Annotated in this window: 22 protein-coding genes; 5 read left to right on the forward strand and 17 right to left on the reverse strand. The window is 73.6% G+C overall.

Annotated features, from left to right (window positions below):
• Positions 1–25: 25 nt before the first annotated feature.
• The 12 genes from CELGI_RS12800 to CELGI_RS12850 all read right to left on the reverse strand — a co-directional run bounded on the left by CELGI_RS12800 (position 26) and on the right by CELGI_RS12850 (position 11,627).
• The gene (locus tag CELGI_RS12800) at positions 26–1,597 is read right to left on the reverse strand and encodes a leucyl aminopeptidase family protein (RefSeq protein ID WP_150104743.1); all 1,572 of its coding nucleotides are present in this window, start codon (positions 1,595–1,597) and stop codon (positions 26–28) included.
• A 38-nt stretch (positions 1,598–1,635) separates the two neighbouring features.
• The gene (locus CELGI_RS16790; protein ID WP_013884554.1) at positions 1,636–1,803 is read right to left on the reverse strand and encodes a DUF3117 domain-containing protein; all 168 of its coding nucleotides are present in this window, start codon (positions 1,801–1,803) and stop codon (positions 1,636–1,638) included.
• Between the two features lie 135 nt (positions 1,804–1,938).
• Positions 1,939–3,210 carry a hypothetical protein gene (locus CELGI_RS12805; protein WP_013884555.1) on the reverse strand — a complete coding sequence of 424 codons (1,272 nt, stop codon included), beginning with the start codon at positions 3,208–3,210 and terminating at the stop codon, positions 1,939–1,941.
• The gene (gene folP / locus CELGI_RS12810) at positions 3,207–4,130 is read right to left on the reverse strand and encodes a dihydropteroate synthase (protein WP_013884556.1); all 924 of its coding nucleotides are present in this window, start codon (positions 4,128–4,130) and stop codon (positions 3,207–3,209) included. Before folP ends, CELGI_RS12805 begins: the two co-directional genes overlap by 4 nt.
• A complete protein-coding gene (locus CELGI_RS12815) occupies positions 4,127–4,960 on the reverse strand; it encodes an LOG family protein (RefSeq protein WP_013884557.1) in 834 nt (277 codons plus the stop codon). Before CELGI_RS12815 ends, folP begins: the two co-directional genes overlap by 4 nt.
• Before the next feature lie 43 nt (positions 4,961–5,003).
• Positions 5,004–6,077 (reverse strand): succinyl-diaminopimelate desuccinylase, encoded by a 1,074-nt coding sequence (dapE, locus tag CELGI_RS12820; RefSeq protein WP_013884558.1) that lies wholly within the window; start codon positions 6,075–6,077, stop codon positions 5,004–5,006.
• Between the two features lie 51 nt (positions 6,078–6,128).
• On the reverse strand, positions 6,129–7,178 hold the full coding sequence (gene ccsB / locus CELGI_RS12825; RefSeq protein WP_013884559.1) for a c-type cytochrome biogenesis protein CcsB: 1,050 nt from the start codon (positions 7,176–7,178) through the stop codon (positions 6,129–6,131).
• Positions 7,175–8,860 carry a cytochrome c biogenesis protein ResB gene (gene resB / locus CELGI_RS12830; RefSeq protein ID WP_013884560.1) on the reverse strand — a complete coding sequence of 562 codons (1,686 nt, stop codon included), beginning with the start codon at positions 8,858–8,860 and terminating at the stop codon, positions 7,175–7,177. The genes ccsB and resB overlap by 4 nt, the downstream gene beginning before the upstream one ends.
• A complete protein-coding gene (locus CELGI_RS12835) occupies positions 8,860–9,741 on the reverse strand; it encodes a cytochrome c biogenesis CcdA family protein (protein WP_013884561.1) in 882 nt (293 codons plus the stop codon). The genes resB and CELGI_RS12835 overlap by 1 nt, the downstream gene beginning before the upstream one ends.
• Complete coding sequence (locus CELGI_RS12840; RefSeq protein ID WP_013884562.1) at positions 9,738–10,334, reverse strand: TlpA family protein disulfide reductase; 597 nt, start codon at positions 10,332–10,334, stop codon at positions 9,738–9,740. The genes CELGI_RS12835 and CELGI_RS12840 overlap by 4 nt, the downstream gene beginning before the upstream one ends.
• Positions 10,335–10,336: 2 nt before the next feature.
• On the reverse strand, positions 10,337–11,080 hold the full coding sequence (locus CELGI_RS12845) for a histidine phosphatase family protein (RefSeq protein ID WP_013884563.1): 744 nt from the start codon (positions 11,078–11,080) through the stop codon (positions 10,337–10,339).
• A gap of 49 nt (positions 11,081–11,129) precedes the next feature.
• Positions 11,130–11,627 carry a MarR family winged helix-turn-helix transcriptional regulator gene (locus CELGI_RS12850; RefSeq protein ID WP_013884564.1) on the reverse strand — a complete coding sequence of 166 codons (498 nt, stop codon included), beginning with the start codon at positions 11,625–11,627 and terminating at the stop codon, positions 11,130–11,132.
• 175 nt (positions 11,628–11,802) lie between these two features.
• Here CELGI_RS12850 and CELGI_RS12855 point away from each other — a divergent pair, with 175 nt between their 5' ends.
• Positions 11,803–12,345 carry a YceI family protein gene (locus CELGI_RS12855; RefSeq protein ID WP_013884565.1) on the forward strand — a complete coding sequence of 181 codons (543 nt, stop codon included), beginning with the start codon at positions 11,803–11,805 and terminating at the stop codon, positions 12,343–12,345.
• 79 nt (positions 12,346–12,424) lie between these two features.
• On the opposite strand, the gene CELGI_RS12860 is transcribed toward CELGI_RS12855, so the two are convergent.
• Positions 12,425–13,114 carry a redox-sensing transcriptional repressor Rex gene (locus tag CELGI_RS12860; protein WP_013884566.1) on the reverse strand — a complete coding sequence of 230 codons (690 nt, stop codon included), beginning with the start codon at positions 13,112–13,114 and terminating at the stop codon, positions 12,425–12,427.
• 10 nt (positions 13,115–13,124) lie between these two features.
• Entirely contained in the window at positions 13,125–13,421 is a 297-nt protein-coding gene (locus CELGI_RS12865; RefSeq protein WP_013884567.1) for a glutaredoxin family protein, read from the reverse strand.
• Between the two features lie 106 nt (positions 13,422–13,527).
• Here CELGI_RS12865 and CELGI_RS12870 point away from each other — a divergent pair, with 106 nt between their 5' ends.
• Complete coding sequence (locus tag CELGI_RS12870) at positions 13,528–14,100, forward strand: GNAT family N-acetyltransferase (protein ID WP_013884568.1); 573 nt, start codon at positions 13,528–13,530, stop codon at positions 14,098–14,100.
• A 3-nt stretch (positions 14,101–14,103) separates the two neighbouring features.
• Here the strand turns inward: CELGI_RS12870 and CELGI_RS12875 are convergent, their stop codons facing one another.
• The 3 genes from CELGI_RS12875 to CELGI_RS12885 form a co-directional block, all read right to left on the reverse strand.
• Entirely contained in the window at positions 14,104–15,228 is a 1,125-nt protein-coding gene (locus tag CELGI_RS12875; protein WP_013884569.1) for an arabinan endo-1,5-alpha-L-arabinosidase, read from the reverse strand.
• Entirely contained in the window at positions 15,225–16,739 is a 1,515-nt protein-coding gene (gene arfA / locus CELGI_RS12880; protein WP_013884570.1) for an arabinosylfuranosidase ArfA, read from the reverse strand. Before arfA ends, CELGI_RS12875 begins: the two co-directional genes overlap by 4 nt.
• An 83-nt stretch (positions 16,740–16,822) precedes the next feature.
• A complete protein-coding gene (locus CELGI_RS12885) occupies positions 16,823–18,181 on the reverse strand; it encodes an alpha-galactosidase (RefSeq protein ID WP_013884571.1) in 1,359 nt (452 codons plus the stop codon).
• A 394-nt stretch (positions 18,182–18,575) separates the two neighbouring features.
• Here CELGI_RS12885 and CELGI_RS12890 point away from each other — a divergent pair, with 394 nt between their 5' ends.
• The 3 genes from CELGI_RS12890 (at position 18,576) to CELGI_RS12900 (ending at position 21,905) form a co-directional block, all read left to right on the forward strand.
• A complete protein-coding gene (locus CELGI_RS12890) occupies positions 18,576–19,931 on the forward strand; it encodes an ABC transporter substrate-binding protein (protein ID WP_013884572.1) in 1,356 nt (451 codons plus the stop codon).
• 77 nt (positions 19,932–20,008) lie between these two features.
• A complete protein-coding gene (locus CELGI_RS12895; RefSeq protein WP_013884573.1) occupies positions 20,009–20,989 on the forward strand; it encodes a carbohydrate ABC transporter permease in 981 nt (326 codons plus the stop codon).
• Between the two features lie 10 nt (positions 20,990–20,999).
• Positions 21,000–21,905: a carbohydrate ABC transporter permease gene (locus tag CELGI_RS12900; protein WP_013884574.1), complete on the forward strand. Its 906-nt coding sequence runs from the start codon at positions 21,000–21,002 to the stop codon at positions 21,903–21,905.
• The last annotated feature ends 3 nt before the right edge of the window (positions 21,906–21,908 follow it).

The raw sequence follows: 21,908 nt of genomic DNA on the forward strand, positions 1-21,908 counted from the left end.
CGGCGCCCCGCAGGGGCGGCGACTGTCAGTCGACGTCGACCAGGTACCGCAGCAGCAGACGCACGCCCCAGCCCGTGGCGCCCTCGGTGATCTCGTGCCTGTCCGCGGCGGCCCGGGCCGGACCCGCGATGTCCAGGTGCGCCCACGCGCGCTCGCCCACGAACCGCCGCAGGAACAGCGCCGCGGTCACGGAGCCCGCGCCGATGTGCCTGTCCGACGGCACGTGCCGCAGGTCGGCGACCTGGCTGTGCACCGCCTCGTCGTACTCCTCGACCAGGGGCATGGGCCACGCGAGCTCACCCGACTCGTCGCCCGCGCGCCGCAGCGCGGCCACGAGCGCGGGGTCCGTGCCGTACAGCGCGGCGTGCTGCTTGCCGAGCCCGAGGGTCGCGGCACCCGTCAGGGTCGCGACGTCGACGAGCACGTCGGGTGCGAGCGTCGCATCGGCCCATGCGAGCGCGTCCGCGAGCACCAGACGCCCCTCGGCGTCCGTGTTCGCGATCTCCACGGTGGTGCCGCCGAACATCTGCAGCACGTCGCCCGGCCGGTAGGACGCGGCCCCGACGTGGTTCTCCGCGAGCGGGAGGACCGCGGTGATCTTGTCGAGCGCACCCGACTGCGCCGCGCCCACGACCGCCGCGAGCACCACGGCGGCGCCGGTCATGTCCGTCTTCATCGGCACCATGGACTCACGCGGCTTGATGGACAGGCCGCCCGTGTCGTACGTGATGCCCTTGCCGACGAGCACGACGTGCCGGGCGCTGCCCGGCCGGTACGTCGGGGGCGTGTACGTCACCGTGACCAGGCGCGGCGGCGAGGCGGAGCCCGCCCCCACGGCCAGGATGCCGCCGAACCCCTGCGCCGCGAGCTCGGCCGGGCCGAGCACGGTGACCTCGAGGCCGTGCGCGCCAGCGACCTCACGCGCGCGCTCCGCGAGCCACTGCGGGTTCTTGGTGCTCGCGGGCGTGGCCGCGAGCTCGCGCGCGAGCCACGTGCCCGCGGCGGCGATGCGGGCGGCGTCCACCGCGGCCGCCACGCGCGTGCCGTCGCGGCCGAGCAGCACCAGGTCGGCGGCCGGCTTCACGGTGGGCCGCGCGGCGGCGGTCGGCGTCGTGTACGCCGCGAGCAGGAACCCCTCGGTGAGGGCCCGTGCGGTCCGGGCCGCCTGCGACGGCGACTGACCGGCGTCGTCGCCGATGGTCGTCACCACGCGCCGCAGGCCGCGCGTCGCGCGCGCGAGCGCGGCACCGGCACGGCGCAGGTCGGTGTCGGAGCTCTGCCCGACGCCCACCAGCACGATGCGGGGCGGCAGGCCCGCCCAGGGCAGCACGATGCCCGAGCCCGCGGGCCGGGGCAGGTGCGCGACGTGCGCCTCGCCCGCCGCGCCGGTCAGGCCGGCCCGTTCCGCGAGCTCGGCCAGGTCGATCCCGTAGCGTGCCGCGGTCGAGGCCGCACCACGCCGTGGCTGCGGACCCTCGTCGCCGTCGCCCGCGGGAGCGAGCGGGACGGCGACCGCGTCGACGTCCGGCTCGAGCAGGAGGTCGCTGTCCGCGACGACCCCGCCGGTGAGCGTGACGAGCGGCAGGGCCCGGGTCACCCCGCTGGGGCGGCCGGCGGCAGGAGCACCGGCCACCGTCAGCCTGCGACGGAGGTGAGCGCCTCGCCGAGCTCGGCGGCCTCGGTCGCGTTGAGCTCGACCACCAGACGACCGCCTCCCTCGAGGGGCACGCGCATGACGATGCCGCGACCTTCCTTGGTGACCTCGAGCGGTCCGTCTCCGGTCCTCGGCTTCATCGCGGCCATGCGGGCCTCTCCTTCGCCTCGTATCGTCCGGCAGCGAGATGCCCGTGACCTGCGCACGGGCCGGGGCCCCTGAGCGTCACCGGGCGGTCGAGCCTGCCGGTTGTCCGCCGACCATCCTAGTTCACCCGCCGGACGTCACGGCGGCCAGCCGCTCGTCAGACGCCAGAACCGCCACACCCAGACGGCCTGCAGCACCAGCATGAGCACCACCACACCCGTGAACCACGCGCGCCGCGCGCCTGCCGGGCGGGTCACGACGCCCGCGGTCACGGCACCCAGCGGGTACGCGAGCACCAGGAACCGCGCCAGGCTGCTGCCCGGCTCGATCGCCGCGGCGAGGTAGAGCAGGTAGGCGGCGGGCCACGCGTGCAGCTCGGGTCGCAGCCGCCACGCGGCGGGCACGACGAGCACGGCGACGACGAGCGCGACCGCAGCACCCAGCACGAGCCAGCCGTGGTCGCCGAACCAGAAGTCGAGCACGTAGTCCCATCCGCCGAACGGCGTGACCTCACGCCGCCCGCGCCATGCCTCCTGCGTGCGCAGGTACGCCTCGGGGACGCCCGTGACCCACTGGCAGATCCCGGGCCACAGGAAGCCCGACGCGACCGCGACGCCACCGAGCCCGCCCAGCCGCGCCCAGTCGAGCGGCGTCAGCCGGTCCTCGCCGCGGCGCGCGGCGCGCCACCGGGCCAGGACGTGCACCGCCACGACGACCGCCATGGGCAGCGCGACCGCGCGCGTGAGCCCCAGCAGCAGCAGCACCCCGGCGGTGGCCAGGTACTGCCGCCGCACCAGGAGCAGGAGCGTCGCGGCGACCAGCAGGAGCGCGAGCGCCTCGGTGTACGCGACCTGGAGCACCACGGCGGTCGGGAACACGCTGACGAGCGTCACCGTGGCGAGCGGGAGACCGGGCCGGGCCGCCACCGCCCGCGGAGCGCCGTCGACCACCGAGCGGTGCACCAGCAGCATCGCGGCCGCACCCAGCAGCAGCGACGTCGTCGGGGCGACGACCTCCCACGGCAGCGTGGTCGCCACCATGAGGCCGCGCACGAGCATCGGGTACAGCGGGAAGAACGCCCACGCGTTCTGCTGGACCAGCCCGTCCGCACCGCGCGGCAGCTCGGACGGGTAGCCCTCGTCGGCGATCCGGTGGTACCACCCCGCATCCCAGAACAGGCCCGTGGTCTGCGCGTACGACGGATGTGCGGGCGCCCAGGGCGTCACGCCCTGCGCGGCCGCGGCGACCAGCAGCAGCACCGCGCTCACGGCGCGGGCACCCGCGTAGACGGCCAGCACCTGGACCCACCACGGCCACGTGCGCGCGTCCCACCGGCTGCGCCGCCGAGGGGCGTCCGCGGCGAGGCCCGACTCGGTGCCGGGCGCCGTCACGGTGCCGTCGGACGTCACGCCAGCCCCCGCACGGCCGCCGCGGGCGGCCGGTCCGCGCGGATGGTCGCGACCATGTCGAGCGTGCGACGCGTCGCCCGCACGTCGTGCGTACGGAACACGCGCGCACCGAGCCACGCGGCCACCGCGGTCGCGGCCAGCGTGCCCTCGAGGCGCTCCTCGGGTGGCAGGTCCAGGCTCTCGCCCACGAAGTCCTTGCGGGACAGCGCCATGAGCACCGGGTGGCCGAGCGCGACGAGCGCCTGCGTCCGGCGCACCAGGTGGAGCGAGTGCCACGTCGTCTTGCCGAAGTCGTGCGTCGGGTCCACGAGCACGCTCGCGGGGTCGATCCCCAGGTCCACGGCCCGGCGTGCCGCGGCCGCGAGCGTCACGACGACGTCGTCGACCACGCCGTCGAGCGGGTCCGCCACGCGCTGCGGGTCCGCCGGGTACGTCACGCGGAACGGGTCCGTGCGGGGCCGGGCGCCGCCCGTGTGCGAGCAGACCACGCCGAGGCCGTGCTCGGCCGCGACCGCGACCAGCTCGGGGTCGTGCCCCGCCCACGTGTCGTTGACCAGGTCCGCACCCGCCTGCGCGGCGGCGCGCGCCACCGACGAGCGCCACGTGTCCACGCTGACCAGCAGCTCGGGGTGCCGCGCCCGCACGCGCTCGACCAGCGGGACCACGCGCGCGATCTCCTCCTGCGCCGCCACCCGGGGCCCGCGCCCCGCGCGCACGCCGCCGAGGTCCACCAGGTCCGCACCCTCCTCGGCGGCACGCGCGACCGCGGCGTCCGCGCCCGCCTCGTCGTACCGCGCGGCCGCGTAGAACGAGTCCGTGGTGCGGTTGACGACCGCCATGACCACCGGACGGTCGGGGCCCAGCTCTCGACCGCGCAGCCGGAGCACCGCACCGGCCGCGGGCACCCCCGCGACGGTCACGGCGCGACGTCGGCCGTGGACCCGTCCGCGGCGGCCTGGTCACGCGCGGCGGCGGCGGTCGCGGCGCGCTCCTGCTCGCGCAGCTGGACACCCCGTTCGACGACGGCCGCGACGGCCTCCTCCGCGGTGTCCACCACGCGCAGCAGCTCCAGGTCCGCACGGCCGATCAGCCCGCGCTCGAGCACCGAGCCGCCGATCCAGTCCAGCAGGCCCTGCCAGTACGCGCGGCCCACGAGCACGATCGGGAACTGGATGACCTTGTGCGTCTGGACGAGCGTGAGCGCCTCGAACAGCTCGTCGAGCGTGCCGAACCCGCCCGGCAGCACCACGAAGCCCTCGGAGTACTTGACGAACATCGTCTTGCGCGCGAAGAAGTACCGGAAGTTCACGCCCAGGTCGACGAAGTCGTTCATGCCCTGCTCGAACGGCAGCTCGATGCCCAGCCCCACCGAGACGCCGCCGGCCTGCTTGGCGCCCTTGTTCGCGGCTTCCATGATCCCGGGGCCGCCTCCCGTGATCACCGCGTAGCCGGCCTCGACCAGCCGGGCCGCGACGTCCACGGCGAGCGCGAACTCGGGCTCCGTGGCGGGCGTCCGCGCCGAGCCGAACACGCTCACCGCGGGCCCCACCTCGGCCAGCGCCCCGAAGCCCTCGACGAACTCGCTCTGGATGCGCATGACACGCCAGGGGTCGCCGTGCAGCCAGTCGGCGCCCTCGTTGCTGCTCAGCAGCCGCTGGTCGGACGTGGTCGCGGGGATCTGACCGCCGCGCAGCAGGACGGGGCCCTTGCGGTACCCCCGCCCCGGCGCGGAGACGCCGTCGTCGCTCATGCCCGCACTCTAGGCGGGCGTGCGCCCGATCCCCACCTCCGGGTCAGGACGTGAGCCACGTCCGCAGCGCCGCGTAGGAGGACGTGATCTGGTCCACCGGGCAGCGCTCGTCGTCCTTGTGCGCCAGCAGCGGGTCGCCCGGGCCGAAGTTGACCGCGGGGATGCCCAGCGCGGAGAACCGCGCGACGTCCGTCCACCCGTACTTGGGTGCGGGCGCACCGCCCGTGACCGCGAGCACCGCCCGGGCGAACTCCGCGGCCGCGGGGTGGTCCAGCCCGGGCCGGGCGCCGGGTGCCGCGTCGGTCACGACGAGCTCGAACCCGTCGAACAGCTCACGCAGGTGCTGCTCGGCGCCGGCGACGTCGGTCGAGGGCGCGAACCGGTAGTTGACCGTGACCACGCACCGGTCCGGGATCACGTTCGTCGCGGTGCCGCCGCTCACGAGCACCGCGTTGAGGCTCTCGCGGTACACCAGCCCGTCGACCTCGACGGATCGCGGCTCGTACGCCTCGAGCCGTCGCAGCACCTCGCCCGCGGCGTGGATCGCGTTGACCCCCACCCACGCGCGCGCCGAGTGCGCCGCGACGCCGTGCAGCCGGACCTCGGCGCGCATCGTGCCGTTGCAGCCGCCCTCGATCCCCCCGTTGGACGGCTCGCCCAGCACGGCGAAGTCGCAGGCGAGCCAGTCGGGGTGCGTGCGCACCAGGCGACCCAGGCCGTTCAGCTCGGCCTCGACCTCCTCGTGGTCGTAGAAGACCCACGTCACGTCGCGCGTGGGGTTCTCGAGCTGCACGGCGAGCGCGAGCGCGACCGCGACACCCCCGAGCATGTCCACGGTCCCGCGGCCCCACAGCCACCCGTCCTCGAGCCGCGTGGGCAGGTTGTCCGCGACGGGCACCGTGTCGAGGTGCCCCGCGACGACGACCCGGCTCGGCCGGCCCAGCTGCGTGCGGGCGACCACGGCGTCGCCGTCGCGCAGCACCTCGAGGTGATCGGCGGTGCGCAGCGCCGCCTCGACCAGGTCAGCGAGCGCGGTCTCGTCGCCGCTCACCGAGGGAATGTCGCACACGGCGCGCGTGAGCGCCACCAGGTCACCGCGGGGGTCGAGCGTCGTCATGCGCGCGAGCCTAGGCCGTCCCACCCGTCGCGTGCCGCGGGAGGCCGCGCGTCAGAACGCGTACGAGTGCAGGCCGTCCACCACGAGGTTGACCACGGTGAAGTTCGCGATGACCGCGGCGTACCCGACGAACACGAGGTACGCGGCACGCCGGCCGGTCCACCCGCGCGTGGTGCGCGCGTGCAGGTAGGCGGCGTACAGCACCCACGCGATGAACGTGCCCACCTCCTTGGGGTCCCAGTTCCAGTACCGGCCCCACGCGTCCTCGGCCCAGATCGCGCCGCCGATGAGCGTGAGCGTCCACAGCACGAACGCGACCGCGTTCAGACGGAAGGACAACGCCTCGAGCCGTCGCGAGCCGGGGACCTGCTCGAGCCAGCGGAAGCGCGGGCCGGTCACCGCGAGCCCCGCGAAGGCCTGCCGGACGCCGTCGGCGCGCGCCCACGGGCGGGCCAGGCGCGAGCGGCCCGTCTCCCGGCTCTCGCGCAGCACCTGCAGCGCCGCGGCCGCGAACGCGACCGTGAAGACACCCGTCGCGGTGATCGCGACGCCCACGTGCAGCACCAGCCAGTAGTTCTGCAGCGCGGGCCGCACCGCGTCGGCCTTGACGAAGAAGCTCTCGAGCGCGAGCACGAGCGCGCTCACGCCGATGCCCATGACGACCACGCCCAGGAACGCGATCACCCGGCGGCGCTGCACGACGGCCAGCACCGTGGTGGCGACGAGCACGCCGACGAGGGTGAACTCGTACATGTTGGCGGTGGGCCAGCGACCGGCGGCCACACCGCGCAGCACGATCGCCGCGGCGAGCAGCACGATGCCCAGGTAGGTGGTCGACCGCGCGATGCCCTCCGCGCGCGGCGAGCGCCCGGGCGCGACCTCGTCGGACGAGCCCGCGACGGCCGAGTCCGCGGCGCGCGGTCCGGACGCCTGCGCCACGGACGCCCCGACGGCCACGGGCTCACGCTCGGGAACCGCCTGCGGCAGCCGCTGCGCGTTGTCCGCCAGCCGTGCGAGGTCGACCGCGTACGCCACGAGCGCGAGGGTGAAGGCCGTCGCCGCGGCCCACACCAGCAGCGTGCTCAGGTCACCGGTGTTCATGGGGTCCTGCTCCCTCTCGTGGGCGTCAGCGTCTCCGCGAGCACGCGATCGAGCTCGGGCTGCAGGCCGACGTCGTCGCCGCGCGCGAGTCCCGCGGCGCTGACCACTGTAGAGCCTGTCCCGGGACCATGGTCCTGGGCGTCGTCGGCGGCGGGAGCCGCGCGCACCCACAGGCGCCGCCGCGGCGCGAACAGGGACGTGGCGAGCCCCGCGAACGCGAGCAGCGAGAACACGAGCACGGCCGTGAGCGCCGGGTCGTGCCGCAGGTCCAGCGCGACGTACCGGTCGAGCCGGTCGAACGTCACCGAGCCGAGCCCGTCGGGCAGGTCGACCGTCTCACCGGGCCGCAGGTACAGCGTGAGCGCGGTGCCGTCCTCCTCGAGCGCCTGCGTCATGCGTTCCTCGTCGAGCTCGTACACGTTCTGCGGCACGCCGGTGTCGAGGCCGAGGTTGCCGGACCACACCGACAGCACCAGGAGCGGGTCGGTGGGCTGCGGGTCCGCCGAGCGCCAGAGCCCGGGGGCCATCTCCTGCGCTGTCGGGAGCAGGTAGCCCACGAGGCCGATCTGGTCCTGCCCCGCGGCGACGTCCGGCACCTTGACCACACCGCGGGACGTGTAGACCTCGTCCTGCGGCAGGAACGGCACCGCACCCGCGAACGCGACGTCGCCCGTCCCGTCCCGCACGGTGACCGACGGCGCGTAGCCGTTGCCCTGCAGGTAGATCTTGGCGCCGTTGCGCTCGAGCGGGTGGTTGACCTTGAGCGTGTCCGCGACGCGCGTGCCGTCCGGATCGGTCACGGTCACGCCGGCGGTGAAGTCGCGCGGCTCGAGCGAGTCGGGGTCGAACACCGCGTCGAACGAGTCCAGCGTGAGCGTGAACGGCTCGAGCGACTCGGGGCGGAACGCGCTGCCCTTCTCGAACGTGTCGTACGCCTGCACCGAGTTCGCCATGCCACGGCCCTGCACGACGATCGCCTGGCCGCGGTAGTGCAGCATCTGGCCGGCCGCCACGGAGACCAGCAGCCCGACGAGCGCGAGGTGGAAGACGAGGTTGCCGGTCTCGCGCAGGTAGCCGCGCTCGCCCGCGGCCGACCACGTGCCGCCGCCCTCGTCGTGCACGTCCACGCGGTAGGCGCGGACGAACGGCAGCCCGTACCGACCGCGGCGCATCGCGGCCGCCGCCGCGCGCGCGACCTGCTCGGGCGTGTCGCTGGACGAACCCGCCGCCTGCGCCGGGAAGCGCGTGAGCCGGCGCGGCGTGCGCGGCGGCCGACCCCGCACGGCGGCCAGGTGCACGCGCGTGCGCGGCAGGATGCAGCCGACCAGCGAGACGAACAGCATCAGGTAGATCGCCGAGAACCAGACCGAGGAGTACACGTCGAAGAACCCGAGACGGTCCAGCCACGGACCGCTCGTCGGGTGGTCGGCGATGTACGTCGCGACCTCGGCGACGTCCTGCGCACGCTGCGGGTAGATGGTGCCGGGCACGGCCGCGACCGCCAGCAGCATGAGCAGCAGGAGCGCGACGCGCATGCTCGTGAGCTGGCGCCACGCCCAGCGCAGCCAGCCCACCGGGCCGAGCGACGGCAGCTGCGGCGGCGCGGCGGAGCCGGGCGCCTGCTCGTCGGCGGACGGTGCGGCGAACGAGTCCTCGAGGCCCGCGGGGCGGTAGCCGCTCATCAGATCACCGGCACGAAGTCGTCGGTCAGGGCGCCCTGCAACCACTGCGCCCACTGCCCCCACACGCCCGTGACCAGCGCGAGCCCCAGCACGACGAGCAGAGCGCCGCCCAGGCGCATGACCGCGACGCGGTGCCGGCGCAGGAATGCGAGCGCGCGCGTGGACCGCTCGACGCCGAGCGCCACCAGCACGAACGGCAGCCCGAGGCCGAGGCAGAACGCGACCGCGAGGAGCGCGCCGCGCCACGCGGAGGCCTGGTCGAGCGACAGCGCGTAGATCGCCGCGAGCGTCGGGCCCATGCACGGGGTCCAGCCGAGCCCGAACGTCATGCCGAGCAGCGGTGCGCCCCACAGCCCCGCGCGCGGCGCGAGGTGCAGCCGGCGTTCGACCTGCAGGAACGGGACAAGCCCCGTGAACGCGAGCCCCATCAGCACGACGACGACGCCGAGGACGCGCGTGAGCGTGTCCGACCACGGGAGCAGCGCGGCGCCCACGGTGCCCGCCAGGACCCCGAGCACGACGAACACGAGCGTGAAGCCCGCCACGAACAGCCCGACGCCCGCCAGCAGCCGGCGGCGGTCCGCCCGGTCGAGCGCGGGGCCGTCGGCCGCGGGGGCGACCGGCGCCGGCACGGGACCCGCGGGCAGCACTCCCGGTGCGGTGGGCACGGCCAGCACGCGCGGGGCACCCGACGCGCCGCCGGTCATGCCGCCCAGGAACCCGACGTAGCCGGGCACGAGCGGCAGCACGCACGGGGACGCGAACGACACGAGTCCCGCGAGCACCGCGACCGGGACCGCGAGCAGCAGCGAGCCGCTGAACGCGGTGGTCGCGAACGCGTCCCCCGCATCGGCCAGCACGGGCGCGAACGTGGCGCTCACGACGCGGCCGCGACCTGCTCGTCGAGCAGGTCGTCCACCACGGTGCGCAGCGTCGAGGCGTCGAGCAGCCCGAGCACGCGTGCGGCGACCTTGCCCTGACGGTCGAGCACGACCGTCGTCGGGACCGCGCTCACCGCGACGATGCCCTGCAACGACGCGACCGCGGCCCCGGACGTGTCCTCGAGGCTCGGGTACGGCACCGAGAACGTCTTCTGGAACGGCTGCGCGGCGCCCGCCGCGTCGACCGAGTTGATGCCCAGCACGTGCACGCCCCGGTCGGCGTAGTCCTGCGCGAACGCGACCAGGTCGGGCGCCTCGGCGCGGCACGGCGGGCACGCCGCGTACCAGGTGTTGAGCACGACGACGTCGCCACGCCAGTCCGCGACGTCACGCGCCTGGCCCTCGAAGTCCGTGCCCGCGAGCTCGACGGGACCCTGCCTGCTGCCCGCGGGCCACGTCGTGGTCGAGCCGTCACCCGACTGGTAGCCCTGGTCGACGCTCTGCTCGGTGGGGGGCGCCTGCCCACCCGCGCAGCCCGCGAGCGCGAGCGCACCCGCGAGCAGGAGCGCCGTGCCGGTGGTGCGTCGCCGCATGCTCACGCCCCCGCCACCGTGGCCGCACCCGGCAGGAGCGCCGCGGCCGGCTCGGCGTAGCCCACCGACACGAGGCGGTCGTCCTCGTAGCGCAGGCTGGTGAGCGACGCGAGCGCGCACTGCCGGCGCCGGGGGTCGTGCCACAGCCGGCGGTTCTCGAGCGCGAGCCGCGTGACCCAGACGGGCAGCTGGTGCGAGACCAGCACGACCTCGTGGCCCCGGGCCAGGTCCCGCGCGTCCGCGACGGCGGCCAGCATGCGGTCCACCTGACCGCGGTACGGCTCACCCCACGAGGGCCGGAACGGGTTGCGCAGGTGCGGCCAGTGCTCGGGGTGGCGCAGCGAGCCGTCGCCCACGCCGAACGTCTTGCCCTGGAAGTGGTTCTCGGCCTCGATCAGCCGGGGGTCCGTGCGGATCTCCAGCCCGAACGCGGCCGCGATCGGCGCGGCGGTCTCCTGCGCGCGCTCGAGCGGCGAGGCGATCACGGCCACGACGTCCCGGCGCGCCCCGGTCGGCATCGCCGCGGCGACCGCGGGCGTGACGACGTCATCGGCCTCGGCGTCCACGACACCCTGCGCGTCGAGCCACGCACCGTCGTAGGTGCGGCCCGCCAGGTGGGTGGCGACCAAGCGCGCCATCGCGCGCCCCCGCGCGGACAGGCGGTAGCCGGGCAGGCGTCCGTAGAGCACGCCGTCGGGGTTGTGCACCTCACCGTGGCGCATGAGGTGGACGGTGGTGGCGACCATGGGGCCCAGTGTCCCTCACCGGCCTGGGTGGTCGGGGCGGGTCAGCAGGTCACTCGGAGTGACACGCCCCACCCGTCAGGTGGGTGCGCACGGCCTCGAACGCCTCGCCGAGCGCGCGGAACTGCTCGGGCGTCAGGACGTCGACGAGGTGGTCGCGCACCGACTGCACGTGCCCGGGTGCTGCGGCCACGAGCCGCTGCCACCCCGCATCGGTCATGACGCACTCCACGCCCCGCGCGTCCGACGCGCACTGCCGCCGCTCCACGAGCCCCTGCTCCTGCATGCGGCGGATCGTGTGCGTCAGGCGGCTGCGCGAGTGCGCGATGCCCGTCGCGAGCCCGGACATGCGCAGCGTGCGGTCGGGCGCCTCGGACAGCCGCACGAGCACCTCGTACTCGTGGATGGACAGGCCCGACTGCGCCTCGAGCTCGTGCGCGAGCACGTCGTTGAGCATCGCGCTGCCCACGCGCAGCGAGCGCCAGGACTGCTGCTCGTCGTCGGTCAACCAGCGCACCTGCGTCACGGGCGCGTCCGGGGTCGTGGTCACGCCGCACCACCCTTCGTCCGGGGACGGCCGCACGGTCGGGCGGCCGTGACGCGAGGAGTCCTCCGCGGGCACGGTCCGGGTGAGGTGCACCACGCTGGGGTTGCGCGTCGGGTCCCACTGTAGTACAACTTTGAACTATCAAGTTGTTGACCGTTCAACCGAACCGGGAGTCACCATGACCGCGCTGCCCACCGAGCTCACCGCCGGCACCTGGACCATCGACCCGTCGCACTCCGAGGCCGCCTTCACGGTGCGCCACGCCGGCATCTCCAAGGTCCGCGGCACCATCGGGATCACGGGTGGCGAGATCACGGTCGCCGAGGACGGCGCCTCGGTCACCGCGACGCTCGACCCCTCGACCGTCTCCACGGGTGACGCCAACCGCGACGGCCACCTCAAGTCGGGCGACTTCTTCGACGTCGAGGCGTTCGGCGAGTGGTCCTTCACGTCGACCGACGTGCGCCAGGACGGCGGCGACTACGTGATCGTCGGCGACCTGACGATCCACGGCGTGACGCAGTCGGTCGAGCTGGCCACCGAGTTCAACGGCGTGGCCGTCGACCCGTTCGGCAACACGCGTGCGGGCTTCGAGGCGAGCACCACGATCTCGCGCAAGGACTTCGGCCTGACCTGGAACGCCGCGCTCGAGGCCGGCGGCGTGCTCGTCTCCGACAAGGTCACGATCACGCTCGACGCGTCGGCCATCAAGGCGGCCTGACCTCGTCAGCCCCCGGCAGCCCCCGGGTGCACCCGGTCCGAGGACGTCGACCCCGCGCGGGTCGGCGTCCTCGGTCGTGTCACGCGTGGCGCGAGGCGTGGAACGCGAGGATCTGCAGCTCGCTCGCGACGTCGACGGCGCGCACCTCGACGTTCGGCGGGACGCGCAGCGCGCGCGGCGCGAACGTGAGGATGCCCGTGACCCCCGACGCGACGAGCGCGTCGGCCGCGTCCTGGGCCGCGTGCGCGGGTGTCGCGACGACGCCGATGGTCGCGCCCGTGCGCATCACGAGCGCCATGAGCGCGGCGGGCGGCTCGACGACGAGCCCTCCCACGCGCGTGCCGATCACCGCGGGGTCGGCGTCGACGAGGCCCGCGAGCGTGAAGCCACGTTCGGCGAACCCGCCGTACGTCGCGAGCGCATGGCCCAGGTGCCCCACGCCGACGACGACGACGGCGCGCGTCGTCGCGACGCCCAGCACCGCGGCGATCCGACCCGCCAGGTGGTCCACGTCGTACCCCACGCCCCGCCGGCCGTACGACCCCAGGAACGACAGGTCCTTGCGCAGCTGCGCGGGCGTGACGCCCGCCGCCTGCGCGAGGCGCTCCGAGGTGACCAGCGCCGCACCGGCGCCCCGCACCGCGTCGAGCGCGTGCAGGTAGCCGGGCAGCCGCGCGACCGTCGCGGCGGGCAGCGGCTGCCCGGGCGTGGTGCCCGGCGCCCGGTCGTCCGCGCCGACCGGACCCGGCGGGACCTGCCGACCCGTCATCCGGACCCGCTCAGCGCGCCAGCGCGCGCCGCACGCGCGTCGCGTCGATCTGCCAGTAGCCCTGCCGGATGCCGTCGACCTCGACCACCGGCACCAGCTCGCCGTACTCGGCCAGGTCGCGGCCCGGCACGACGTCCCGGTCCACGTCCACCTCTCGCCACGCGACCCCGGCCCGCGCGGCCTCGTGCACCACGACCTCACGTGCCGCGACGCACAGGTGGCAGCCGAGCCGCGAGTACAGGACCACACGGGGCTCGGGTGCGGCGGGTTCGGGTGCGGCGGGTTCGGGGAGCGCGGCGTCGGGCACAGGGCGACCCTAGACCGCGCGGGGCCCACCGCGGCGGGCTTCGGCACGCCCCGGTCGCACGGCCGCGGCCCTGTCCCCCGTGGCACCGGGCCTAGGCTGGCCGACCGTGAGCCACGACGCGTCGCCCCGCAGCCCGCAGCCCGTGCCGCTCGTGCGCCGCGCCACGCCGCAGGACGTGCCCGACCTCGCCGCGCTCGCGGCGCTGACGTTCCCGCTCGCGTGCCCGCCCGGCTCGACCCCCGCGGACCAGCAGGAGTTCGTCACGCGCGTGCTGTCCCCCGCCGCGTTCGAGACGTACCTGGCCGACCCCGCGCGCACGGTGCTGGTGGCGCAGGGCCCGGCGGACGGGCCGGCGCTCGTGGGCTACACGATGCTCGTCGGCGGCGAACCTGCCGACCCGGACGTGCGCGCCGCTCTCACGGTCACGCCCACGGTCGAGCTGTCCAAGTGCTACGTGGATCCGGCGGCGCACGGCTCGGGTGTCGCGGACGCGCTCATGGCCGCGTCGCTCGCCGACGGCCGCGCACGTGGCGCGGCCGCGATGTGGCTCGGCGTCAACCAGCTCAACGAGCGCGCGCAGCGCTTCTACGGCCGGCACGGGTTCGTCCGGGTCGGCACCAAGCGGTTCCGCGTGGGTGCGCGGCTCGAGCACGACTTCGTGCTCGAGCGCGCGCTGTGAGGCTCACCCAGCGGCGTCCTGCTCCTCGCCCGTGGTGGCCACGGGCCATCCGTCGTCGTCCCACGCGAGCTCGCGGATCGCGAGCTGGAAGTCCCCGCCGAGCGCGGCGCTGTAGTAGTGGAAGGCCAGGTGGTCGCCGGACACGGACTGGCCCCCCGGGCCGATCATGTCCCCGTGGCTCGACAGGAGCTCGCGCCCGCCGTCGGCGGTCAGCTCGCGGCCCTCGTCGTCCACGTACGGTCCCGTCACCTCACGCGCGCGCCCCACGGCGATGTTGTACGTCGAGTCCGTGCCCTGGCAGCACGAGTCGCGCGAGAAGAACAGGTAGTACCAGCCGCCGCGCCGCACCAGGTAGGGCGCCTCGATCGCGTTGGGCGCGCCGATGCGGCTCGCGATGGTGACGGGCGTGGCGTCCGGGTCCGCGAGCTTGCCGTCGGGCCACGCGAGCTCGACGAGCTGCAGCCCGCCCCAGAACGACCCGAACGACATCCACGGCGTACCGGCCTCGTCGACCACCACGCCCGCGTCGATCGCGTTGTAGTCCTGCTCGCCCGCGGTGGACCGCATGACCTCGCCCTGGTCGACCCACGCGTAGTCCGGGTCGTCGGGGTCGAGCGTCGTGTTCGTCATCAGGCCGATGAGCGAGGTGTTCGAGCCGAACGTGGACGCGGCGTAGTACAGGTACCAGGTCCCGTCGTGCTCGACGACCTCGGGTGCCCAGAAGTTCTGGACCCCCGGGACCGCGTCGTACACCCACTGCGGGCGCGAGCCCGCGTCCCACACCGTGCCGATCTCGGTCCACGTGCGGCCGTCGTCCGTGGACCGGCGGATCTGCGGGGCGCCCAGGCCCACGCGCACGTCACCCGTGGAGAACACGTACCAGGGTTCGCCCGGGGCGCCCGCGACGAGCGCGGGGTCGTGCGTCCGCAGGTCGCCGGCGAGCTCGAGCGCGGTCGCCGCGGGCGCGTCGTCGCGCGTGAGCCACGTGATCGCTCCCGCGATCCCGAGCAGCACGACGAGCGCGCCCGCGACCAGTGCCGCACGCCGCCCCCGGGGCCGGGGAGAGGAGTCCCCGGCACCGGCCCCCGCAGCGGAGGAGGGCCCGTCGGGGGCGGCGTGCCCGCTCACGCCCGGGTGCCCAGGCGCACGACGTTCCAGGAGACCGGCGGCACCTCGACGCGCAGCCGTCCGTCGACGAGCTCGGCGCTCACGTTCGCACGGGGCGCCACGCTCGTGTCGTCGTCGGCCGTCGCGGACCACGTGTGGTCCGGGTTGGCGAGCGTGCTCGCCTCGAGGAGCTGCAGGCCGGGGATCGAGCGCACGTCGACCTCGAGCAGTGCGGGCTGCGTCGTGGACCGGTTGACGGCGAACAGCGCGACCGCGCCGGTCTCGGCGTCGTACGTCGCGACCGCGTCCGCGAGCGCGGCGTCGCCGAACTTCGCGGTCTCGTACGTCTCGACGTCGATCGCGACCCGGAGCACCTCGCCGACCGCGTACCGCGACGCCTGCGCGAACGGGTGGAAGATCGTCTGCTTCCAGACCCGGCCGCCGGGCTCGGTCATGATCGGCGCGATCACGTTGACGAGCTGTGCGAGCGACGCCGCGTGCACTCGGTCGGTGTGCCGCAGCAGGCTGATCAGCAGGTTGCCGACCACGACCGCGTCGGCCACGTTGTACCTGTCCTCGAGCAGCACGGGTGCCACGGGCCAGTCGTCGCCCGTGGGGGGCTTGGACTCGGCGCGGTGCTGGTACCAGACGTTCCACTCGTCGAACGAGATGTGGATCCGCTTGGCGAGCTTCTTGTGCGCGCGCACCGCGTCGGCGGTCGCGGCCACGGACTCGATGAAGTGGTCCATGTCGGTGGCCGACGCGAGGAACGAGCCCAGGTCGCCGTCCTCCTCCCAGTAGTACGCGTGCGCCGAGATCATGTCGACGTACTCGTAGGACTCGCCGAGCACGATGCGCTCCCACTCGCCGAACGTGGGGATCGGGACGCCCGACGAGCCGCATGCGACGAGCTCGAGGTCGGGCTGGACCATGCGCATGGCGCGGGCGGTCTCCGCCGCGAGCCGGCCGTACTCGTAGGCCGTCTTGTGGCCGATCTGCCACGGGCCGTCCATCTCGTTGCCCAGGCACCACATGCGGATGTCGTGCGGCTCGGGCGAGCCGTTCGCGACGCGCAGGTCCGACAGGCGCGTGCCCGAGCGGACGTTGCAGTACTCGAGCAGGTCGAGCGCCTCCTGCACGCCGCGCGTGCCCAGGTTCACGGCCATCATCGGCTCGACCTGCGCCGCCTTGGTCCAGCGCATGAACTCGTCGACGCCGACCGTGTTCGGGTCGGTCGAGTGCCACGCGAGGTCGAGCCGGCGGGGGCGCTCGGCGAGCGGACCGACCCCGTCCTCCCAGCGGTAGCCCGAGACGAAGTTGCCGCCCGGGTAGCGCACGGTGCTCACGCCCAGCTCGCGCGTCAGCTCGACGACGTCCTGGCGGAAGCCGTCGGCGTCGGCGCTCGGGTGGGCCGGGTCGTGGATGCCGGTGTAGACGCACCGGCCGAGGTGCTCGACGAACGAGCCGAACGTGCGACGGCGCACGGGGCCCACGCGGAACGCGGGGTCGAGGGTGATGCGGACGGGGATCATGCGGAACAGCTCCTGTCGGTGGTGCGGGCTCGAGCGTGGTCGGGCGACGGTGCGGGACCGGGCGTCCGGGGACGTCCGGTGGGTCAGGTCGGCGCGGGGCGGCCCTCCTGTCCGGTGCGGGGCCGGGGGTCCAGCGCCACCCAGCGCACGCCGTGCGCCGGGACGAGGAGGTCGAGCGCGCCGGTCGGCGCGGACGGGTCGGACCGCGGAGCGACCGGCAGCGCGGCGTCCCACAGGTCGCGCACCGCCCAGTCGTGCCGCGCCGCGAGCTCGTGGCCGACGAGCGCTCCCACCGCGACGGTGCACGTGCGGGGCGCCGGGCCGGTCCAGAACACGGCTGCGTACCGCGTCGCCGACGGTTCGTCGCCACCCGCGCGGGCCGTCCAGACGACGACCTCGCCGTCGCCGTCCGGCTCGCGCAGGACCTCACGCCCGTCGACCGACGTGCGCAGCACGTGTCCGACCGCGGGGTTGGCGAGCAGCGCGATGGTCGCGGCGTCGCTCGTGGGCAGGTCGCCGCCCATCATGAGCGGCGAGCGCGCCATGACCCAGAGCGTGAGGAGCGTGCGCTGCTCGTCGGGCGTCAGGCGGCTGTGCCGGTCCTCGCCCCGTTCGGCGCGGATGCCGATCCGCCCGAGCGGCAGCATGTCGGCGTCGGCCCATGCGCCCGGGGCCTGCAGCGGCGCCCAGCGGGCGAGCCGCGCGAACGACGCGTGGACGTCCTCCCACCGGTCCCACAGGTCGTCGCACACGCGCCAGAGGTTGCCGTGCTCGGCCAGCAGTGCGTGGTCGTGCGTCGAGACCCCGGTGCCCGGGGACAGCGACAGGACCATCGGCCGGCCCGCCCGCTCGATCGCCAGGGACCACGCGCGGACGGCGTCCACGTGCAGCGGCGCGAGCATGTCGTCGACCTTGACGTAGTCCACGCCCCATCGCGCGAGCTGGGCGACCTGGCCGTCGAGCCACGCCTGCGCGGCGGGGTGGGTGTGGTCGAGACCGTAGTTGTGGGGGTTCCACGCGCACGTCGAGGTCGTGTCGGCCGCGTCGCGCGCGGTCCACGCGGTGCCCTCGACGGGCAGGTCCAGCTCGACCGCGCGGCGGGGGATGCCGCGCAGCACGTGCACGCCGAACCGCAGGCCCAGCGCGTGCACCTGGGCCGCGAGCGCGGTGAAGCCGCTGCCGTCCGCGGACGAGGCGAAGCGCCCCGGCGCAGGCACGGGCCGCCCGCCGGCGTCGAGGCACAGCGGCGCGGCGTCGTTGTAGCCGTGCGCTCGAGCGGTCGGGTCGGACCAGTCGATGTCGACCACCACGGTGTCCCAGCCGAGCGGCAGCAGGTGCTCGGCGAGGAAGCGCGCGTTCGCCAGGACCTCGTGCTCGGTCACCGTGGTGCCGTAGCAGTCCCAGCTGTTCCACCCCATGGGTGGCGTGTGCGCCACGCCCATCGACTCGCTCCCTCGCGATCGTCGTCGTTCTACATCGTTGTAGAGGAACCATGCCCGATGCGGTGCCCTCCCGTCAACGCCCACCCGCTTCACACATCCAGCCTGCGTCTGCGCAGGTCAGGCGACACGTGGGACCGCAGGTCCCCGGACGGGGGGCCACGAGGCCCTTGGCCGTGACCGGATCGTTGCTTGACCGATCATGCCGAACCGTGCCATCTTGTGCAACGTTGTAGATCAACGTTGTAGATTTCGGCGTTGGCACACTGGAGAGGTCAAAGGAGACCAGCAGGGACGTACGGGCGGTGCACGGAGGCACCCGCCCGGGCCGGACGGTTCGTCCGGTTCGCCCCGACGGACGACCTGACCCCACCCTCGACTTGGGAGGCAGGCAGAGATGAACAGCAGGACCAGGCTGCTCGCGGGCGCTGTGGCGACCGCACTCATGGGTGCGCTCGCGCTCACGGCGTGCAGCGGCGGTGGCGGCGGCGGCGAGGACGGCGACAAGACGATCACGTTCATGTTCCGCGGCGGCACCGACGAGAAGGCCGCCTACCAGGCGGCGATCAACCGGTACACCGAGGACACGGGCGTCAAGGTCAACGTCATCGTCACGGACGCGGACCAGTACGCGACCAAGCTGCAGGCCGCGGTGGCCGGCAACAACGTGCCCGACGTGTTCTACATCGAGCAGGCGAGCCTGCAGTCGTACGTCGCCTCGGGCGTCTTGATGGACATCACCGACCAGGTCGCCGAGTCCGGCGTGGACCTCGACAACATCTGGGCCTACGGCGTGGACTCCTACCGCTTCGACGGCACCACGCAGGGCACGCCCGACGGGCGCCTGTACGGCCTGCCCAAGGACGTCGGCCCGTTCTCCTTCGGCTACAACAAGACGATGCTCGAGGAGGCCGGCATCCCGCTGCCGGACAAGGACACCCCGCTCACGTGGGAGGAGTTCGTCGAGATCTGCAAGAAGCTCACCACCGACACCGACGGTGACGGCGCCGTGGACCAGTGGGGCACCGGCCTCAACGTCCAGTGGAACCTGCAGTCGATGGTGTGGAGCAACGGCGGCGACTGGACCAACGCCGACCACACCCAGGTCACGGTGGACACCCCCGAGTTCGCCGACGCGCTGCAGAAGTTCGCGGACCTGACCAACGTCGACAAGGTCACGCCCTCGGCGTCCGACGCCGCGACGCTCGACACGTACCAGCGCTGGATGGCCGGCGAGATCGGCTTCTTCCCGGTCGGCCCGTGGGACGTCAGCGTCTACAACGACCTCGACTTCGACTACGACCTGATCCCCTGGCCCAGCGTCGGCGGCACCGAGTCGGCCACGTGGATCGGGTCGCTCGGCATCGGCGTCTCGGCCACGAGCGACCACCCGCAGGACGCGGTGAACCTGGTGACCTACCTGTCCGCGGACACCGAGGCCCAGCAGACCCTCGTCGACGCGAACATCCAGATCCCGAACCTCATCGACGTCGCGCAGACGTGGGCGACGGCGGCCGACGCCGAGCCCGCGAACCGCCAGGAGTTCCTCGACGTGGTGCAGGACTACGGCCGCGCGATGCCCGCCGCGTTCACGTACGGCGCGGAGTGGTACGACGAGCTCTGGACCAACATCCAGCCCGTGCTCGACGGCAAGCAGACGGCCGCCGACTACCTCGCCGAGACGCAGCCCAAGATGCAGAAGCTCCTCGACGAGTCGATCGCCAACGCCGAGCAGGCCGGCGCAGGCGCCTGAGGACCCGGGGCCCGGCCGGCCACCCCGGCCGGGCCCCACCCCTCACGCCGCTCGAGCATCCGAGAGGACGATCCGCGATGACGCGAAGCCCGGCCCCCGAGGCCCCCGTCGACGGCCCCACGACCGTCGACACCGCCGGCGCCCCCGCCCGGCCCCCCATGCGCGACGCCCGCGCGCGCCGGCGCCTGCACCGCGTCGAGCACCGCTGGGCGCTGGCGTTCGTCGGCCTGCCCGTGATCGGGTTCCTCCTGTTCACGCTGTACCCGATCGGGTTCGCGATCTACGCGTCGCTGACCAGCTGGAACGGCCTCGGGCCCATGCGGTTCGTCGGCCTCGACAACTACACGCAGCTGCTGTCCGACGAGTACTTCCACAAGAGCCTGTTCAACACGTTCTTCTACATGATCGGCATCCCGATCGGTCTCGCGCTGTCGCTGCTGCTCGCGCTCGCGCTCAACCGCCGGATCCCGGGGCGCACGGCGTTCCGGACCATCTACTACGTGCCGGTCATCTCCTCGCTCGCGGCGATCGCGATCGTGTGGCAGTTCGCGTACAACGGCGACTTCGGCCTCATCAACCAGGCGCTCGGCTGGTTCGGCATCGACGGCCCCGACTGGTTGCAGAACACCGCGACGGTCAAGCCCGCGATCATCCTCATGGCCATCTGGAAGGGCCTGGGGTACTCGATGCTCCTGTACCTGGCCGCGATCCAGTCCGTGCCCGCCTCGCTCTACGAGGCGGCGGCGCTCGACGGCGCGAACGCGTTCCAGAAGTTCCGCTCGATCACGATGCCCATGGTGCGGCCCGTGACCTTCTTCCTGGTGGTCACGAACATCATCGCCGGCGCGCAGATCTTCACCGAGGTCAACATCATGACGCCGACCGGCGGCCCCGAGTTCAGCTCGGCGTCCGTCGTCTGGTACATCGTGCGCAAGGCCTTCCGGTACCAGCAGATGGGGTACGCCACGGCGATGGCGATCGTCCTCGGCATCCTCGTCCTCGTCATCACCCTCATCCAGTTCCGCCTCAACCGGCGCAACAGCTTCAGCATCGAGTGAGGCCGCGACCATGACCACGATCCCCCAGCTCCGTCGCGGCAAGGCCGTCCCCGCACCCGCGGGCACGCCGGCCCGTGGCGTGCGGTCCGAGAACCGCGTCACCAACGTCGTCCTGTTCGTCGTCCTCGCGCTGTTCGCGGTCGTCATGATCGCGCCGCTCGCGTGGATGTTCACCACCGCCGTCAAGACCAAGGGCGAGGTCTTCGCCCTGCCCCCCGTGCTGTGGCCCGAGGCGCCGCAGTGGGACACGTTCACGCGGATGTGGTCCGAGGCGCCGATCCTGTCGGGCTTCAAGAACAGCTTCATCGTCGCGACCACCGTCACGGTGATCGGCTCGCTGACGTCCGCGCTCGCGGCGTTCGCGCTCGCGAAGATGCGGCTGCCGGGCAAGAACGCGATCTTCCTGGCCCTGCTCTCGGGCCTGATGATCCCCTACCCGACGATCATGATCCCGCAGTTCGTGATGTTCTCCCGGCTGCACTGGGTGGACACCCTGCTGCCGCTGATCGTGCCGCTGCTGTTCGGCAACATCATCATGATCTTCTTCATCCGGCAGTACCTGGAGACCGTCCCGGACTCGCTGGTGGAGGCCGCCAAGATCGACGGCGCGTCCTACCTGACCATCTTCTTCCGGATGATCATGCCGATGATCCGGCCCGCGATCGCCGCGCAGTTCATCCTCTGGTTCATGACGCTGTGGAACGACTACCTGGCGCCGATCCTGTACCTGAACTCGCCCGAGAAGCAGACGCTGCAGGTGGTCATCGCCAACCTCAACGTCGAGTTCGCGACGCAGCGCGACTACCCGCTGATCATGGCCGCGTCGTTCGTGGCGCTGCTGCCGATCCTCGTGGTGTTCCTCATCTTCCAGCGGCAGATCATCGAGTCCGTCGCCCTCACGGGGACCAAGGGCTAGCGC

The organism is Cellulomonas gilvus ATCC 13127 (genome assembly GCF_000218545.1).
Classification (GTDB): domain Bacteria; phylum Actinomycetota; class Actinomycetes; order Actinomycetales; family Cellulomonadaceae; genus Cellulomonas; species Cellulomonas gilvus.